Here is an 18,328-nt window from a genome sequence, read left to right as displayed (position 1 = left end):
AGAGTCGGCCGGCGCCTGAACGTCGTGGAAGCACGGCTTGCCGTCCGCTCCCCGCTGCGGTAACGCAGGCGCACAGCTTCGCAACCGACGGCACACCGCCCGTCTCACCGCGGAACTGAGGCCCGTCGGCCTATTCCGCTTCCCGCGCCGGCGCAAGAATCTCGCGATTGCCGTTCGACGACATCGCCGACACCACGCCCGAGTTCTCCATCTGCTCGAGCAGGCGCGCCGCGCGGTTATAGCCGATGCGCAAATGCCGCTGCACCAGCGAGATCGACGCGCGACGGTTCTTCAGCACCACATCGACCGCCTGGTCGTATAACGGGTCCGACTCACCGTCGCCCGAGCCGGTTCCCCCGGCGCCCGCGGAGCCTTCGTCGCCCTCGCCCGTCACGCCGCCCTCGAGAATGCCTTCGATATAGTTCGGCTCGCCCTGTTCCTTGAGCTTGTCGACGACGCGGTGCACTTCCTCGTCCGACACGAACGCGCCGTGCACGCGCACCGGCAAGCCGCTGCCCGGCGGCAGATACAGCATGTCGCCCATGCCGAGCAGCGATTCCGCGCCCTGCTGGTCGAGAATCGTGCGCGAGTCGATCTTGGATGACACCTGGAAGGCCATCCGCGTCGGTACGTTGGCCTTGATGAGGCCGGTGATCACGTCCACCGACGGACGCTGCGTGGCCAGAATCAGATGAATGCCGGCCGCGCGCGCCTTCTGCGCGATCCGCGCGATGAGCTCTTCGACCTTCTTGCCGACCACCATCATCAGGTCGGCCAGTTCGTCGATCACCACGACGATGTTCGGCAAGCGCGTGAGCGGCTCTGGATCGTCCGGTGTGAGGCTGAACGGATTCGGCAGCTTTTCTTCGCGTTTGGCGGCTTCGTCGATCTTGTTGTTGTAGCCGGCGAGGTTACGCACGCCGAGCTTGCTCATCAGCTTGTAGCGTCGCTCCATTTCGGCGACCGCCCAGTTCAGCGCGTGACCGGCCTGGCGCATGTCCGTGACTACCGGACACAGCAGATGCGGAATGCCTTCGTACACGCTCATTTCGAGCATCTTCGGATCGATCAGGATCATGCGGACCTGTTCGGCGCTCGCCTTATAGAGCAGCGACAGGATCATCGCGTTGATACCCACCGACTTGCCCGAACCCGTCGTACCCGCCACCAGCAAGTGCGGCATCTTCGCGAGGTCGGCGCACACCGGCTTGCCGCCGATGTCCTTGCCAAGGCCCATGGTCAACGGCGACGCGGCATCCGCATAAACCGCCGAGCCGAGAATCTCGGACAGGCTCACAGTCTGGCGACGCTGGTTCGGTAACTCCAGCGCCATGAAATTCTTGCCCGGAATGGTTTCGACCACGCGGATCGACACGAGCGACAGCGACCGCGCGAGGTCCTTGGCGAGGCCGACGATCTGGCTGCCCTTCACGCCCGTGGCCGGCTCGATTTCATAGCGCGTGACCACCGGACCCGGATACGCTGCGACCACGCTCACTTCGACGCCGAAGTCCTTGAGCTTTTTCTCGATCAGACGTGAGGTAAATTCCAGCGTATCCGCCGAAATGGTTTCCTGCGCGACGGGCGCGGCATCGAGCAGCGAAATGGGTGGCAACGTGGAATCGCCCGGCAGGTCAGTGAAGAGCGGCACTTGCCGCTCCTTCTCGACACGCTCCGACTTGGCGGGCGTGACTACCGGCGGCACGATCATGACCGGCTCGTGCTCCTCGATCCGCACGCGGCCCTTCTCGACTTTGCCCTCGCGCTTCACTGCAGCCGCCTCACCGAGCTTGCGGTCGCGGCCGGCCTCACGGCGCAGCTTGGCAAACGTCACCGCGGAAATGATCGATTCGCCGACCTTCTCCGACACGGACAGCCACGAAAAACGGAAATACAACGACAAACCGATGCCGAGCACGATCAGGAGCGCCAGCGTACCGCCCGTGAAACCCAGCGCGTGCGACACACCGCGCGCGACCGCCTCGCCGATCACGCCGCCCGGCGCGCGCGGCAACTGCACTTTCAGCGACCACATGCGCAGCGCCTCGATGCCGTCGCAGGCCAGCAGCACGAGCATGAAGGCGAACGCGTCGGCGAGCCAGCTCTCACGCGGCAAGTCTTCCTGCTCTTCCTCGTGACGGGTAATGCGCTTGTAGTTTGCGGAGATATGGCGGCCGAGCAGCACGATCCACCAGTAGGCGGACAGGCCGAACAGCAGCAGCAGGATGTCGGACGTCCACGCGCCGACGCGGCCCGCCCAGTTGGCGATATGGTCGACCTGCGCGGCATGGGTCCAGCTCGGATCGCGCCGGCTGTAGCTGACGAGCGCCATGAGCAGGAAAACGCCGAGCGCCACCTGCAGGATCCAGCGGATTTCGGTGAAAAGGCGCGACATGCGGTGCGGCAATGCCTGCGCGCTCGCGGAATAGGGAGCTTTTGCCATTGATCCTGTTGCGTGTGTGCCCGATTCCCGGCCTGAGCCGTGGGGGAGCCTCGCCCAGCGCGGCTTCGGGCCCGATCCCGGCTTCCGGGAACTTCGATCCGGCCTATTGTAAACGCAGTGCCCCGCGCGAGGCTGTAAATGACGGTAACTTGGCCGTTTGGCCACAGAAAGGCGTTGCCGGGCGCGCCGCCGACGCTATCGGCGTGATCGGAAAGCTTCATGGAGCAGCCCGGCGCCCCGCCCTTTATAATGTCGCGCTGATACCCATCTACAGTTTCAGCTCAAGTCGCGCGGCCTCGCATGGGCGAGCCGGGCGCCGTAAAAGGATTCGATCATGCCCGCAACTTCCACGAAACACGCCAAGGTTCTGATTCTCGGTTCCGGTCCCGCCGGCTACACGGCCGCGGTCTACGCGGCGCGCGCCAATCTCGCGCCGGTGCTGGTCACAGGTCTGGCCCAAGGCGGCCAGCTCATGACCACGACCGACGTCGAAAACTGGCCCGCCGACGGCAACGGCGTGCAAGGCCCGGAACTGATGGCGCGCTTTCTGGAGCACGCCGAGCGCTTCAACACCGAGATCATTTTCGACCACATCCACACGGCCAAACTGGATGAGAAGCCGATCCGCCTGATCGGCGACTCGGGCGAATACACGTGCGACTCGCTGATCATCTCGACCGGCGCATCGGCGCAATATCTCGGCCTGCCGTCGGAAGAAGCGTTCATGGGCAAAGGCGTGTCGGCCTGCGCCACCTGCGACGGCTTCTTCTACAAGCAACAACATGTGGCCGTGATCGGCGGCGGCAATACCGCGGTCGAGGAAGCCCTCTATTTGTCCGGCATCGCCAAGAAGGTGACGGTGATCCATCGCCGCGACAAGTTCCGCGCCGAGCCGATCCTGATCGACCGTCTGCTCGCGAAGGAAAAGGAAGGCCTGGTCGAGATCAAGTGGAACCACACGCTCGACGAAGTGACCGGCGACCAGTCCGGCGTGACCGGCCTGCGCATCAAGAACACGCAAACCGGCGCCACCGAAGACATCGCGCTGCAAGGTCTGTTCGTCGCGATCGGCCACAAGCCGAACACGGACATTTTCGCGGGCCAGCTGGAGATGAAGAACGGCTACATCATCACCAAGGGCGGCCTGAACGGTTTTGCGACCGCGACCAGCGTGCCGGGTGTGTTCGCAGCGGGCGACGTGCAGGACCACGTGTATCGCCAGGCGATCACCAGCGCCGGCACGGGCTGTATGGCCGCGCTCGACGCGCAACGCTATCTGGAAACCATCGACGAGATGGTCGGCGAGCACGCCATGAGTCAGGAAGCCGAGCGTTAATCGGCCGCGCCGGTCTGCGAACCGGTCGGGAAAACTAGCGCAACGGTAAAATGGCGACTGGGCGTGACCCGGCCGCCAGCTTGAAAGAAGGCCGCGGCTGCCAAGCCGGCGGCCTTTTTGCATTCCGGTCGCAAGAAAACGTCGCGCGACCGATCTACTTTTTCTGCGTGTATTACCCAAAAATGCCGAAGAACCAGCCCCATCCGAGCGAACCGAAGCGCGCGCGAGCCGTCGCGCGACCCGCGCCCGAACCGGCTGCACCCGCTGCCGAGCCGAAGCTCGATCCGGCGACCGGTCTTGCCGGCCTCGGCGCGTTGCGCGACGCGCTCAAAGTCGACACGCAACGGCGTGAGCGTGAACGGGCGGCCGCCGCAGCCGCGCAGCGCGAAGCCTCGGCGGACGCCGATCTGTTTCGCCGCGAAATCGGAGCGGTCGCGCCGCTCGCCGTGCCGCCGCGCGCCACGCTGCCGCGCAATCCTCCGCCGCCGCTGCCGGTGCAGACCAAACTCGACGAAGAAGCCGTGCTGCACGAAGCGATCTCCGACGAGTTCGATCCCGAGATCCTGCTCGAAACCGACGAGACGCTGTCCTACTGCCGCCCCGGCGTGAGCCAGGAAGTGGTGCGCAAACTGCGGCGCGGCGACTGGATCGTGCAGGCGCAAATCGACCTGCATGGCATGCGGCGTGAAGAGGCGCGCGAGGCGCTGGCGGAGTTCATCCGCGAGTCGGTGAAGCGCGGTTTGCGGTGTTTGCGCGTGATTCACGGCAAGGGCCTGGGATCGATCGGCAAGGAGCCGGTGTTGAAGGGCAAAGTACGCGCGTGGCTCGTGCAGAAGTCCGAGGTGATCGCGTTCTGCCAGGCGCGCCCGCATGACGGCGGCGCCGGCGCGGTGGTCGTGCTGTTGCAGCCGGGCGCGTCGCCGGCTCACGCCAGATCCTGACGGAGCCACGGTGATCCATCCGAGGCTGACGCTCGCGCTGACCATCATGGAGGCGCTGGCGATTTTCGCGTACGCCCTCTCCGGTTTCATCGAGGCCAAAACTCGCCGGCTCGACGCGGTGGGCACGTTTCTGGTGGCGGTCGCCACGGCCTTCGGCGGCGGCACGTTGCGCGACGTGCTGCTGGAACGGCGGCCTTTTTACTGGGTCGAGCATCAGGATTATCTGATCGCGATCTTCGTCATGTCGCTGTTCGCGCCGACTCTATTGAAAATGACCTCGCGGCTAGTTTCCGAGCGGGTTCTGCTGGTGGCGGATGCGATCGGGCTGGGGCTGTTCAGCATAGGAGGCACGTCGATCGCGCACGATGCGCAAATGCCGTGGTTCACCTCGGTGATGATGGGCGTGCTGACGGGGGTTTTCGGCGGCGTGATTCGTGACGTGCTGTGCAACGAAGTGCCGCTGATTCTGCGCGACTCGCGGCCTTACGCGACGTGTGCGTTCGTGGGCTGCTGGCTGTATGTGCTGCTGGATTATGCGGACGTCGATACGGTGTATAGCGTGCTGATCGCGACTGCCTTCATCCTGCTCGCACGGCTCGTGACGTTCCGGTTCAATGTGCGTTTGCCGCACTAACAGAGTGAATCGCAAAACGGCGCGTTGCCCGCGAATAGGCAACGCGCCGCCCTACATTCAAACTTACTTGTTGGTCGCCAGCGCACCCGCGCTCTTCGAGCCGCCGAACAGCGCCGTCAGGTAGGCCGAGTTGTTGTTCATGGTCGCCATCAACGTGTTCAGCGCGGTGAACTGACTTTGATACTGCTTCGTCAATTGCGTGGCGTAATCGCTCAGCTTGGTCTGCTGCGCGGTCACGCTCTTCAGGTCGGCGGTCAGCGCGTTGTTGCGCGTATCGATGATGCCGCCCGTCCGCGTGAATTCGTCGATGCTCTTGTTCAATTTGGCGCCGACGCCGTCGGTCGCATTGAACAAGGCGGCCACTTGCGCGGGACTGGAATTGAGCGCCGCAGTCAGTTTCGCGCTGTCGACGACCAGCGTACCGTCCGCCGGATCGCCCTTCAGCGTGATCCCGATATGCCCGAGACTCACCACCGAAGTGCCCTTACCAACCCCGCCGCCCACGATCGACGCCAGCGCGTTCTTAACCGTCAATAGCGTCGAATCGCCGAGCAGTGCGCCGCCCGTCTTCGACGATTTGTCGAATGAGGACAGTTTGCTGATCGTGGTGACGACGGTGTTGTACAGGTTGGCGAAATTCGTGATGGCCGTGTTCTGCGCGGTGGTGTCCGGCGCGATGGTCAGCGTTTGCGGGTTGCTGACCGAAGCGCTCGACAGATTCAGCGTGACGCCGGCGATCGCATCGGCGACAGCATTGCTGGCGCTGCGCGCCGCGATCCCGCCGATGGTGAGCAACGCGTCCTGCGCCACTTCGCTCTGATGCCACGCATTGCCGGCATCCGACGATACGATCGTGGACGCTCCGCCGTTCGCACCGGGCGTGGACGTCACGCCGAGGCTCGACAGGCCCGCGTCGTTCTGGACGTTGCTGGTGGCCACGTTGATCGTGTTGGCCGAGCCGGTGGTCGCCGAGCGCAGCACGAGGTGAGCGCCGCCGGTGCCGGTCACGATCGTCGCCGTGACGCCGGGGTTGTTGGACGCCTTGTTGATCGCGCTGGCGATACCGCTCAGCGTGTTGTTGGTGCTGTCGATCGAGACGTCCATCGACTTGCCGCCGACCGAGATCGTCAACTTACCGGTGCCGAGTTGCGTCGTGGCGCCGAACGCCGCCGAAGACAGGCTCTGCGACGAAGCGATCTGCGTCACATCGATCGCATAGCTGCCGGCAACCGCACCCGGGCCCGCTTTCGGGTCCAGGCCCTTGCCGCTCGCGGTGGCCGCGAAGGTGGACAACGTGGTCCCATCCGACAGATTCTTGATCGCCGCCTGCAAGGCGGACAACGCCGAAGTGAGCGCGCCGTAGGCGGACAAGGTGGTGTTGTCGGTGGTTTGCCTCGCCTGCAGCGCCGCCGCCTGACCCGCCGTCCTGGCGTTGACGAGCGCCGAGACCAGGGTCGCCACATCCATGACGAATTGCCGGTCGAACCGCTGATAATGGATTGCGCTGCTTGCTGGACCTGGCTTTGCGCGTTGGCCGTCGCGCTATTCACCGAGGACGTGATCGTAGACATGTAAAGCTCCCCGTGCGTCGAATTTATTCGTTATTTGTTGAGTGACGCCCCGGTCGCTTCTGTTGCGCCATTTATCCGGTCACGTCGGCGTCTCTTACAAAGTTTTCAAATGTTACACCATCTTTCTTCATAGTTTTGTGACGTCTTTGTCGTAACGAATGCCGGGTCGGATGAATCGTCATAGTGTCGATTTACGCCGCTGCCGTTCGTCGTGAGGTAAACGGCCCTTTGGCCGTCGTCGCGCCGCAGCGCACCCGGAATCAGCAACCGCCCAAGGTGACCACGATGCCACTGAAGCTCTACGCCCATCCCTTCTCCTCTTACTGCCAGAAGGTCCTGACCGCGCTCTACGAAAACGGCACGCCGTTCGAACTGCGCCTGCTGGCGCACGACGACCCGCAAGTCATGGCCGAATTCGCCGCGCTCTGGCCGATCAAGCGCTTTCCGCTGCTGGTCGACGGCAGCCGGACCGTGATGGAGGCGAGCATCATCATCGAGTACCTGGGCCTCTACCATCCCGGCCCGGTGCCGCTGCTGCCGGCCGACGCCCGCGCCGCGCTGGAGGTGCGCAGCATGGACCGCTTCTTCGACAACTACATCTCGACGCCGCAGCAAAAGATCGTCTACGACAGCATGCGCCCTGAGCCGGAGCGCGACTCGCAAGCCGTGGCCGAGGCGCGCGCCATGCTCGACACGGCGTACGGCTGGCTGAACAAGGTGATGGCGGAACGCGAATGGGCGGCTGGCGACACCTTCAGCCTCGCCGATTGCGGCGCCGCGCCGTTCCTGTTTTACGCCGACTGGACGCACGCCATCGGCCCGGCGTTTCCGCACGTGCTCGCCTACCGCAAACGCCTGCTGGCGCGGCCGTCGTTCGCACGCGCGGTGGATGAAGCGCGCCCGTATCGCGCGTATTTCCCACTCGGCGCGCCGGACCGCGATTGAGGGACGGCGGCGCGGCCGCGTCGGCCGAAAGACGGGCGCCGGCGCCCCGCCCACCATCACCGTTTGCGACAACATTTTTTCCAGCCTATACACTTCACTTCGAAACCTACTTCCGCCACTCAACCTTAAGGCAAAACATGGACCGCTTCGAAGCGATGGAGATATTTACGCGTGTGGTCGAAGCGAACAGCTTCACCAAAGTATCCGAGTCGCTCGACCTGCCACGCGCCAAAGTCAGCCGCACCATCCAGGCGCTGGAAGAACACGTCGGCGTGCGTCTGCTGAATCGTTCGACGCGCCAGGTCAGCGTCACCGAAGACGGCGCGCTGTTCTACGAGCGCTGCGTGCGCATCCTCGCCGAAGTCACCGACGCCGAATCGTCGCTGTCGAACAAACGCGAAAATCCGGCCGGCACGATCCGCGTGGATACGTCCGGCACGCTGGCCCGCGCGCTGCTGCTCCCCGCGCTCGACGATTTCTACCGACAATACCCCGAGATCGACGTGCGGCTCGGCCTCGCCGACCGCAACATCGATCTGATTCAGGACGGCGTGGATTGCGTGATCCGCATGGGCACGCCGGAGGAGTCGAGCCTCGTCGCGCGGCGGATCGGTCAGGCGCGAATCGTCACGTGCGCGTCGCCGGCGTATCTGGAGAAATATGGCGAGCCGACCACACTCGAAGAATTGAGCGAGCACCGCGCGGTCAACTACGTGTCCGCGCGCACGGGCAGAACGTTCCCGTTCGAATACCAGGTGGACGGCGAGATCGCCAAGGTGTCGCTCAAGAGCGTGCTCGCCGTGAACGACGGCTCGGTCTACATCGGCGCGGCCGCGCTCGGTCACGGCATCATCCAGCCGTCGCGTTTCATGGTCGCCGATCTGATCGCGCAAGGCGTGCTGAAGGAAATTCTCACCGACTATACGAGCCCCGGCACGCCGCTCTCGGTGCTCTACGCGCATCGCCGGAATCTGAGTTCGCGGCTGCGTGCGTTCATCGAGTGGGTGACCGAACTGGCGCGCAACAATCCGGATCTGCGCATCACGGACTAACGAAGCGAGGCGCGCAAAAACGAAAAGCCCCATGCGTTGCGAAGCGCATGGGGCTTTTCTTCTTCTAATGCAATCGAACTTCGCGATCAGGCAATCCGCTCTTCGTTCGTCGGATCGAACAGCACCGCCTTCGACGTATCGAACAGCAACGTCGTGTTCGTCAGCGGCTGCGGATTCGAGGCCGGGTGCACGCGGCTCACAATGCGCTTGCCGTTGACCTGCGCGAACACCAGCGTGTCCGGACCGGTCGGCTCGATCACGTCGACCTTCACTTCGATCGGCTGCAGCTTCGCGTTGTCGCCATGCGCGCCGCGCGCATCGGTGATGCGCTCCGGACGCAGACCGAGAATCACCTCACGGCCCACATGCGACTTCACCTTCGCCGAGTCGAACGGCAGGTTCACCGCCGTGCGTGCGACACCCGTATCCAGTTCGAGCGCCACGCCCGCGCCCTGCTCCACCAGCTTGCCCTGGATGAAGTTCATCGGCGGCGCGCCGATGAAGCCGGCCACGAACAGGTTCGACGGCGAGTCGTAGATTTCCTGCGGTGCGCCGAACTGCTGCACGATGCCGTCTTTCATCACCGCGATGCGGTCGCCGAGCGTCATCGCTTCGATCTGATCGTGCGTCACGTAGACGATCGTCGTGCCGAGGCGTTGATGCAGCAGCTTGATTTCCGAACGCATCTCGATACGCAGCTTCGCGTCGAGGTTCGACAGCGGTTCATCGAACAGGAACATGACCGGATCGCGTGCCAAGGCACGGCCCATGGCCACGCGCTGACGCTGGCCGCCGGACAGTTGACCCGGTTTGCGATCGAGCAGGTGTGTGATCTGCAGCGTGTTCGACACGCGGTCGACGATCTGCGTCTGCTCGTTCTTCGGCACCTTGCGGATGTTCAGACCGAACGAGATGTTCTCGCGCACCGTCATGGACGGATACAGCGCGTACGACTGGAACACCATCGCAATGTCGCGATCTTTCGGCGACAGGTTGTTCACCGTCTTGCCGTCGATCTGGATCTCGCCCTTGGTCACGGTCTCTAGGCCGGCAATCATGTTTAGCAGCGTCGACTTCCCGCAGCCCGAACCGCCGACGAGAATCAGGAACTGGCCGTCTTCGATGTCGATATTGACACCCTTCAGGACCGGCACCCCGTTCGGGTAAGTCTTGTACACGTCACGGATGGAAAGGCTTGCCATGCTGTGAATCCTCTTGTCTCTGGTACTGCTTGAAAACGTCTTCGGGTGACGGCGGCGCGTCATGAAGCGCCGCCGCGCTCGGATGGTTTAGCTTGGCGTCTAGCCCTTCACTGCGCCCGCCGTCAGGCCGCGCACGAAATAGCGTCCGGCGATGATGTAGACCAGCAGCGTGGGCAACGCGGCGATGATCGCGCCGGCCATGTCCACGTTGTATTCCTTCACGCCGGTCGAGGTGTTCACGAGGTTGTTCAGCGCCACCGTGATCGGCATCGAATCGACACCGGAGAACACAATCCCGAACAGGAAGTCATTCCAGATCTGCGTGAATTGCCAGATCAGGCACACCATGAAAATCGGCAGCGAAACCGGCAGCAGAATCTTCGTGAAGATCGTGAAGAAACCCGCACCGTCGATGCGCGCCGCCTTCACGAGTTCAGCCGGAATGCTGACGTAGAAGTTGCGGAAGAACATCGTGGTGAAGGCGATGCCGTAGATCACGTGCACCACCACCAGCCCGGTGGTCGTGTTCGACAGGCCGAGGAAGCCTTCGAAACGCGCCATCGGCAGCAGGATCGCCTGGAACGGAATGAAGCAGCCGACCAGCAGCATCGTGAAGATCGGATCCGCGCCACGGAAGCGCCAGTGCGTGAGCACATAACCGTTGAACGCGCCGATGATCGACGAGATCAGCACGGCCGGAATCACCATCCGCACCGAGTTCATGAAGAACGGCTGCATGCCGTCGCAACGCACACCCGTACAGGCGCCGCTCCACGCCTTGATCCACGGATCGATGGTCCAATGCGTGGGTGGCGTGAGCAGGTTGCCGGTGCGCAGTTGATCGATGTCCTTGAACGACGTGGACAGCATCACGTACAGCGGGAACAGGAAGTACAGGGCGAACAGGATCAAGGCCGCATAAATGACGGCACGGCTGATCGTCATCTTAGGCTGCATTGCGGGTGCTCCTCGATTCCAGATACATCAGCGGCACGAGCACGGCTACGACAGTGGCGAGCATCATCATCGACGATGCCGCGCCGACGCCCAGTTGCCCGCGATTGAACGAAAACGTGTACATGAAAATAGCCGGCAGCGACGAAGACGTACCCGGACCACCCGCGGTCAACGCAACGACCAGGTCGAAGGTCTTGATCGTGATGTGGCAGAGAATCAGTAGCACGGAGAAGAACACCGGGCGCATGCTCGGAATCACGATCTTGCGATAGATGGTGGGCAGATTCGCGCCGTCCATCTGCGCGGCCTTGAAGATTTCACCGTCGACACCGCGCAGGCCCGCGAGGAACAGCGCCATGACGAAGCCCACGGATTGCCACACGGCCGCGATCACGACGCAGAAGATCGCCTTGTCCGGGTCGCCCAGCCAGCCGAACGAAAAGCTCGTCCAGCCCCAGTCGTGGAACACCTTCTCGAGGCCGATGCTCGGCGTCATGATCCATTGCCACGCCGTACCGGTCACGATGAACGAGAGCGCCATCGGGTACAGGAACACGGCGCGCAGCGCGCCTTCGTTGCGGATCTGCTGATCGAGCAGGATCGCGAGGAACAGACCCAGACCGATACAGATACCGATAAACGGGATGCCGAACCAGCCGAGGTTGGCAGCCGACGTCCAGAACACATCGTTATCGAACAGCTCGCGATAACGATCGAGACCGACAAATTCATAACGTGGCATCAGTCGCGAACTGGACAGCGACAGAAAGCCGGTAATGGCGATGAAGCCATACACGAAGATCAGGCTGATCACGACGCTGGGTGCGAGCACCAGCTTCGGAATCCAGCGATCGGCAAGGGCCGCCATCGGCGACGTGCGGCGGGTCACGGTGGCCGTTTTCCCGTTTCCGCTGATAGAAGCAGTCACTACTCGACTCCTGCTGAAACTGTGCCGCCCGGACCTTCACGCTGAAAAAACGCGAGGCCGTAACGACATAGGTGTGACTCTATGAAACCAGGGTGAAGCCGCCTGCCAATGCAACGAGTAAAACCCCGGCAATCAGCGACACGAAGGGCGCGCCCGGCGCCCGTTGCTGAACCGCCGGGCGCGCCGCTTCGTTTGACGCAACTTACTTGGTCTTCGCTGCCTTCGCGAGCGCGGCAACTGCGCTCTTCGAATCCTGCTGCGAGTTCATGAACTTCGTGACCACGTCCGAGATCGCGCCGGCTGCTGCATCCGGTTGCGCCATGCCGTGTGCCAGCGAAGGCACATAGCCGCCCGACTTGATCGCCACTTGTTCATCCGCGTACGACTTCTTCGCGCAGTCGTCGAACTTGGCCATCGACACGCCCAGACGAACCGGGATGGAACCCTTGTTCAGGCTGAACTGTTCCTGGAAGTCCGGCGACATGATCGTCTTCGCCAGTGCGAGCTGACCCGGCGTTGCCGCCTTCTGGCCCTTCTGCTGGAAGAACACGAACGAGTCGACGTTGAACGTGTACGACTTTTCCGTGCCCGGCACAGCGGCGCAGATGTAGTCCGAGCCCGACTTCTTGCCGGCGTTGGCGAATTCGCCCTTCGCCCAGTCGCCCATGAACTGCATGCCGGCCTTGCCGTTGATGACCATGGCCGTTGCCAGGTTCCAGTCACGACCCGTGCGGCCCGCGTCGAAGTAACCCTGAATCTTGCGGACCGTGTCGAACACGCCGACCATCTGATCCGACGTCAGCGTCTTCTCGTCGAGATCAACCAGCGCCTTCTTGTAGAAGCCCGCGCCTTGCGACAGCACGACGTCTTCCCACAGCGTCAGGTCTTGCCACGGCTGGCCACCCATCGCGATCGGCTGGATGCCCGCGGCCTTCATCTTGTCGGCCACCGCGAAGAACTCAGGCCACGTGGTCGGCGCCTTGCCGCCCGCCTTGTCCAGCGCTGCCTTGTTGATGTACAGCCAGTTCACGCGGTGCACCGAGAACGGCGCCGCGACGTAGTGACCGTCCGCGTGCATGATCTTGTCGATTTCCGGCGGCAGGTTCTTCTTCCAGTCACCCGCGACGGAGTCGATCGGCACCAGCACGCCTTGCGACGCCCAGTCCTGGATCAGAGGACCCTTGATCTGCGCAGCGCTCGGTGCGTTGCCCGAGATCACCTGCGTCTTGAGTGCCGTCATGGCAGCCGCGCCGGCGCCACCCGCAACCGCGAAGTCCTTCCACGTGTAACCCTGCTTCGTCATGTCGTCCTTGAGGACGCCGACGGCTTTCGATTCACCGCCCGAAGTCCACCAGTGCAACACTTCGACCGACTCGGCGGCTTGCACAGCCGAGACGCCACACATCAGACCTGCGGCGCACAAAGCGCCCATGATCGCGCGAAATTTCATTGCTTATCTCCTCCAGACACCTGAACAAAAAACAAATGGCCCCTGATGTCGCCAGGGTGCTGTGGTTGGTTCAAACAGGCAAAACACTGGGCGATCGAGCACGGTCGGGCGCATGCCTTAGGCATGTGCCGGCGGACCGATTTTCGGCCGCTGGAAGCTCAAGAGATGAGTGGTTCGGGATGCAACTGACTGTCTCCTCTTTTGATTTTTGCCTGCCCGCGTCGCGCGCGGCAGACTCGAGGTGCCTTGCACGTCAACTTGGGGCAGACCCTGCCGGCGGTTCAGCTCCCCGGCTTTCCGTAAGGGCCGCCGGGGCATGCTGGCACGTGCCGACACGCAATGTCCGTTAACATGCAGGGGACGCCTGCCGATTCGGGAAAACGCGCATCTTGACTCACAGCGCACGCTTTTTTCATCGAATTAGCGCTACCTCTTGATTTGGATTGTAGTTAAACTACAATTCAGTGTCAAAAAATATTTTATCGGACTACGGTCGCGCTTTCGCTCACCTTCCGCGGCCCCCAGGACATCGACGGAGACTCATGCAAACCGATTCAAGCTTCACCTTCGTTCTCTTCGGCGGCACCGGCGACCTGTCGATGCGCAAGATCCTGCCCGCACTGTTTGAAGCACACCGTGCAGGCGGCATGCTGGCCGACAGCGGCAAGATCGTCGCGGTGGCGCGGCATGCCACGGATCGCCGCGAGTACATTGAGTGGGTGAACGAGCACGTCAAACCGCACGTGTCGAAGAACGGTGTGGACGAAACGGCATGGGCGAGCTTTCTGGAGCGCATCGAGTTCGTGAATATCGACCTCGGCAAAGCGGAAGACTTCGTCCATTTGCGCGACGCGATCAAGGATCTGCCGGGCATCCGCGTGTTCTATCTGGCAACGGGCCCGTCGCTGTTCGTACCGATCTGCCATGCGCTGGCATCGGTCGGGCTGAACGAGAATTCGCGCATCGTGCTGGAGAAGCCGCTCGGCTACGACCTCAAGTCGTCGAATGCAATTAATGATGCGGTCGGCGAAATCTTCGCTGAAGAACAGATCTACCGGATCGACCACTACCTCGGTAAAGAACCGGTGCAGAACCTGCTGGCGTTGCGCTTCGGCAATGCGCTGTTCGAGCCGCTGTGGCGCCGCGAGTGGGTCGAGAGCATCCAGATCACGATCGCCGAAGAGCTCGGCGTGGAAGCGCGCGGCGACTTCTACGACAATACCGGCGCGTTGCGCGACATGGTGCAGAACCATTTGCTGCAACTGCTTTCCATCGTGGCGATGGAACCGCCGCACTCCATGGATTCGGATTCGGTGCGTGACGAAAAGCTGCGCGTGCTGCGCGCTTTGAAGCCCATCGATCCACGCGATATCGGCAAGGTCGCCGTGCGTGGGCAGTATCATTCGGGCGTGATTCGCGGCACCGCGGTGCCGGCGTACGCCACCGAGTCCGGCGTGAGACCGGACAGCACGACCGAAACCTTCGTTGCGCTGAAGGTCGAGATCGAAAACTGGCGTTGGGCTGGCGTGCCGTTTTTCCTGCGCACCGGTAAGCGCCTCGCCGACCGTGTCGCCGAGATCGTGGTGAACTTTCGTGCGGTGCCACATTCAGCGCTGGGCGCCTCCGCATTGCGCGCCGGCGCGAACCGTCTGGTGATCCGCCTGCAGCCGAACGAAACCATTCGCCTGTACTGTCTCGCGAAGCAGCCCGGTGAAGGCATGAACCTGGCCAGCGTCCACCTCGACCTCGCGTTCGACCAGTTCTTCCGCGAAGGACAGATGGAGGCATATCAGCGTCTCCTGCTCGATGTGATCAACGGTCGCCTCGCGCTGTTTGTGCGGCGCGACGAGCAGGAGGCCGCATGGCGCTGGGTCGAACCGATCCTGAACGAATGGAAGGTGTCGAACAAGCCGCCCAAGCCGTACGCATCGGGTACGTGGGGACCGGCCGCATCGAGCGCGATGCTGGCGCAGCACGGCACCTGCTGGCTCGAAGAAGAGAATTGAATCACGGCGGCGCGTCGTATTGAATGGAATATGACGTGTCGCCCGTAAGACCCACCGACGAACTGAACGGAATGGCGCCGGTATCACGAGGGCGCCTGCAAGTCATCCACTTTGCAGGCATCGCGTGAGAGCAGTACGGCACATTCCGCAGATCACACAAAAAAGCAGCACGGAGGAGAAGTGATCGAGCTTCACGCTTTCGACGATCAACGCGCCCAATCCGACGCGTTGGCGAAAGCGGTCGGCGACGCGTTGCATGCGTCGCTCGCCGCACAGGCCGCCGGTTCCACCACCGGCGCGCGCCCCGCAATGCTTGCAGTGTCCGGCGGCAGCAGTCCGCGCCCGTTCCTGCAGACGTTGTCCACGCAAACCTTCGACTGGGCGCGCATCGCCGTGACGCTGGTCGATGACCGCTGGGTGCCGGAGACGGACAGCGCGAGCAACTCGCAACTGGTGCACGCCACGCTGCTGCAGAATGCCGCGAAGGACGCCACCTTCTGGCCGCTCGTGGACACCACGCAAGATCTGAACGCGCATGTCGCCGCGCTGAATGCCGATTCGCGCTTCAGCGTCGTGCCGGACGTCGCGATTCTCGGCATGGGCGAAGACGGCCACACCGCGTCGATCTTTGCCGACTCGCCCGAATGGGACCACGCGATCACGACGACCGAGCGCTTCGTTGCCGTGCACCCCGGCAGCGCGCCGCATGCGCGCGTGAGTTGGTCCATGTCCGCGTTGAAGGAAGTGAAGCATCTGTTCTTGCTGATCGCAGGACCGCGCAAGATGGACGTGCTGAATGCCGCGTCCGCTTCGCTACAAAAAAATGCCATCTCGCAGTTGGCAAACGACAAGGGAGTGAGACTCGATGTCTACTGGTGTGCAAACTAAGGCTGTTCCGGGCGCGGGCCAGCACGCCGATGGACCGAGGCTGCTGGCCGACATCGGCGGCACCAATGCGCGCTTCGCGCTGGAGACTAGCCCGGGCGAAATCGGCTCGGTGAAGGTCTATCCGTGCGCGGACTATCCGGGCGTTGCCGAAGTCATCAAGAAGTATCTGAAGGACACCAAGATCGGCCGCGTGAATCACGCGGCGATCGCGATTGCGAACCCGGTCGACGGCGATCAGGTGAGCATGACGAATCACGACTGGAGCTTTTCGATCGAAGCCACGCGACGCGCGCTTGGTTTCGACACGCTGCTGGTGGTGAACGACTTTACCGCGCTGGCGATGGCGCTGCCCGGTCTCACCGACCAGCAACGCGTGCAGGTGGGCGGCGGCGCGCGGCGGCCGAATAGCGTGATTGGGTTGCTCGGTCCGGGTACCGGCATGGGCGTGTCCGGTTTGATTCCCGCTGACGACCGCTGGATCGCGCTTGGCAGCGAAGGTGGCCACGCTACGTTCGCGCCGGCTGATGAACGCGAAGATATCGTGCTGCAATATGCGCGCAAGAAATGGTCGCATGTGTCGTTCGAGCGAGTGGCCGCAGGCCCTGGCATCGAAGTGATTTATCGCGCGCTCGCGGGCCGCGACAAGAAGCGCGTGGCGGCAAATGTCGACACCGTCGAGGTCGTCAAGCGCGCGCTGGAAGGCGAGCCGCTCGCGGCTGAGTCCGTCGATGTGTTCTGCGGCATTCTCGGCACCTTCGCGGGCAATATCGCCGTGACGCTCGGGGCGTTGGGCGGGATCTATATCGGCGGTGGTGTCGTGCCTCGGCTTGGCGAGTTCTTCTCGCGGTCGTCGTTTCGCAAGCGCTTCGAGGCTAAAGGCCGGTTCGAGGCTTATCTGCAGAACGTGCCGACGTATGTGATTACCGCTGAATATCCGGCGTTTCTCGGTGTATCGGCGATTCTTGCCGAGCAATTGTCGAATCGCGCGGGCGGCAGTTCATCAGCGGTGTTCGAGCGAATTCGGCAGATGCGCGATGCGTTGACGCCAGCCGAGCGACGTGTGGCCGATCTCGCGCTGAATCATCCGCGGTCGATTATTAATGATCCGATTGTCGATATCGCTCGCAAGGCGGATGTGAGTCAGCCGACGGTGATCCGGTTTTGTCGTTCGCTCGGTTGCCAAGGGTTGTCGGATTTCAAGCTGAAGCTGGCCACGGGGTTAACCGGTACGATTCCGGTGAGTCATAGCCAGGTGCATCTGGGTGATACCGCGACGGACTTCGGCGCGAAAGTGCTGGATAACACCGTGTCGGCGATTTTGCAGTTGCGCGAGCATTTGAACTTCGATCAGGTCGAGCGGGCTATCGATCTTCTGAACGGCGCGCGGAGGATCGAGTTCTATGGGCTCGGGAATTCGAATATCGTCGCGCAGGATGCGCATTACAAGTTCTTCCGGTTTGGTATTCCTACTATTGCCTATGGCGATTTGTATATGCAGGCGGCGTCAGCGGCTTTGCTTGGGAAGGGGGATGTGATCGTTGCTGTGTCCAAGTCAGGGCGCGCGCCTGAATTGCTGCGCGTGCTGGATGTGGCTATGCAGGCCGGGGCTAAGGTGATTGCTATTACTTCGAGCAATACGCCGTTGGCTAAGCGGGCTACTGTGGCTTTGGAAACCGATCACATTGAAATTCGTGAGTCGCAGTTGTCCATGATTTCGCGGATCTTGCATCTCGTCATGATCGATATTCTTGCCGTTGGAGTGGCTATTCGGCGTGCTGTGCCCAGCGCTGATGTCGCGGAGACGGTCGCCAAAGCCAGGCAAGGGGCTGATGATGATGCTAGCGCTGTGCTCGATTGGTTGAGTCATGGGGCGGCTTCGTCGGCGCGGGATTGATGTTGCTGGTTTTGGTCTGCGCCGCAGGTGGTTGTTGGTTTTAAGGTGTTGGCCTTTCCTTGATTTGTTAGTGGTCTATTC

The 18,328-nt window shown here is 62.5% G+C and carries 13 protein-coding genes and 1 pseudogene; 8 read left to right on the top strand and 6 right to left on the bottom strand.

Annotated features, from left to right (window positions below; all coding sequences use genetic code 11):
• Positions 1-130 precede the first annotated feature (130 nt).
• Positions 131-2,443: a DNA translocase FtsK gene (locus P0D73_RS38080; protein ID WP_408180678.1), complete on the bottom strand. Its 2,313-nt coding sequence runs from the start codon at positions 2,441-2,443 to the stop codon at positions 131-133.
• Between the two features lie 334 nt (positions 2,444-2,777).
• Here P0D73_RS38080 and trxB point away from each other — a divergent pair, with 334 nt between their 5' ends.
• From trxB to P0D73_RS38065, 3 genes are all read left to right on the top strand, one after another.
• Positions 2,778-3,779 (top strand): thioredoxin-disulfide reductase, encoded by a 1,002-nt coding sequence (gene trxB, locus P0D73_RS38075; protein WP_132375654.1) that lies wholly within the window; start codon positions 2,778-2,780, stop codon positions 3,777-3,779.
• Positions 3,780-3,961: 182 nt separating this feature from the next.
• On the top strand, positions 3,962-4,720 hold the full coding sequence (locus tag P0D73_RS38070; protein ID WP_408435217.1) for a Smr/MutS family protein: 759 nt from the start codon (positions 3,962-3,964) through the stop codon (positions 4,718-4,720).
• 13 nt (positions 4,721-4,733) lie between these two features.
• A complete protein-coding gene (locus P0D73_RS38065) occupies positions 4,734-5,354 on the top strand; it encodes a trimeric intracellular cation channel family protein (RefSeq protein ID WP_132376955.1) in 621 nt (206 codons plus the stop codon).
• Between the two features lie 63 nt (positions 5,355-5,417).
• Here the strand turns inward: P0D73_RS38065 and fliD are convergent.
• Positions 5,418-6,925, bottom strand: a pseudogene (fliD, locus tag P0D73_RS38060) (flagellar filament capping protein FliD).
• A gap of 285 nt (positions 6,926-7,210) precedes the next feature.
• Here fliD and P0D73_RS38055 point away from each other — a divergent pair.
• Both P0D73_RS38055 and P0D73_RS38050 read left to right on the top strand, forming a co-directional pair.
• Complete coding sequence (locus tag P0D73_RS38055; RefSeq protein ID WP_408180681.1) at positions 7,211-7,870, top strand: glutathione S-transferase family protein; 660 nt, start codon at positions 7,211-7,213, stop codon at positions 7,868-7,870.
• Positions 7,871-8,007: 137 nt separating this feature from the next.
• Positions 8,008-8,922 (top strand): LysR family transcriptional regulator, encoded by a 915-nt coding sequence (locus P0D73_RS38050; protein ID WP_408290931.1) that lies wholly within the window; start codon positions 8,008-8,010, stop codon positions 8,920-8,922.
• 86 nt (positions 8,923-9,008) lie between these two features.
• On the opposite strand, the gene P0D73_RS38045 is transcribed toward P0D73_RS38050, so the two are convergent.
• From P0D73_RS38045 to P0D73_RS38030, 4 genes are all read right to left on the bottom strand, one after another.
• On the bottom strand, positions 9,009-10,124 hold the full coding sequence (locus P0D73_RS38045; RefSeq protein WP_408290934.1) for an ABC transporter ATP-binding protein: 1,116 nt from the start codon (positions 10,122-10,124) through the stop codon (positions 9,009-9,011).
• A 99-nt stretch (positions 10,125-10,223) separates the two neighbouring features.
• A complete protein-coding gene (locus P0D73_RS38040) occupies positions 10,224-11,081 on the bottom strand; it encodes a carbohydrate ABC transporter permease (RefSeq protein ID WP_132375663.1) in 858 nt (285 codons plus the stop codon).
• On the bottom strand, positions 11,071-12,009 hold the full coding sequence (locus tag P0D73_RS38035) for a carbohydrate ABC transporter permease (RefSeq protein ID WP_408435215.1): 939 nt from the start codon (positions 12,007-12,009) through the stop codon (positions 11,071-11,073). The genes P0D73_RS38040 and P0D73_RS38035 overlap by 11 nt, the downstream gene beginning before the upstream one ends.
• A 202-nt stretch (positions 12,010-12,211) precedes the next feature.
• Complete coding sequence (locus P0D73_RS38030; RefSeq protein WP_132375667.1) at positions 12,212-13,459, bottom strand: ABC transporter substrate-binding protein; 1,248 nt, start codon at positions 13,457-13,459, stop codon at positions 12,212-12,214.
• 542 nt (positions 13,460-14,001) lie between these two features.
• Here P0D73_RS38030 and zwf point away from each other — a divergent pair.
• The 3 genes from zwf to P0D73_RS38015 all read left to right on the top strand — a co-directional run bounded on the left by zwf (position 14,002) and on the right by P0D73_RS38015 (position 18,247).
• A complete protein-coding gene (gene zwf, locus P0D73_RS38025) occupies positions 14,002-15,465 on the top strand; it encodes a glucose-6-phosphate dehydrogenase (protein WP_408180683.1) in 1,464 nt (487 codons plus the stop codon).
• A gap of 180 nt (positions 15,466-15,645) precedes the next feature.
• Complete coding sequence (gene pgl / locus P0D73_RS38020) at positions 15,646-16,353, top strand: 6-phosphogluconolactonase (RefSeq protein ID WP_408180684.1); 708 nt, start codon at positions 15,646-15,648, stop codon at positions 16,351-16,353.
• Positions 16,331-18,247 carry a bifunctional transcriptional regulator/glucokinase gene (locus tag P0D73_RS38015; RefSeq protein WP_132375671.1) on the top strand — a complete coding sequence of 639 codons (1,917 nt, stop codon included), beginning with the start codon at positions 16,331-16,333 and terminating at the stop codon, positions 18,245-18,247. Before pgl ends, P0D73_RS38015 begins: the two co-directional genes overlap by 23 nt.
• Positions 18,248-18,328 lie beyond the last annotated feature (81 nt).

Source organism: Paraburkholderia sp. RL18-101-BIB-B (assembly GCF_046026985.1).
GTDB lineage: Bacteria > Pseudomonadota > Gammaproteobacteria > Burkholderiales > Burkholderiaceae > Paraburkholderia.
Note: the sequence above shows the minus strand (reverse complement) of the source record. Positions and strands in the feature narration are given on the sequence as shown.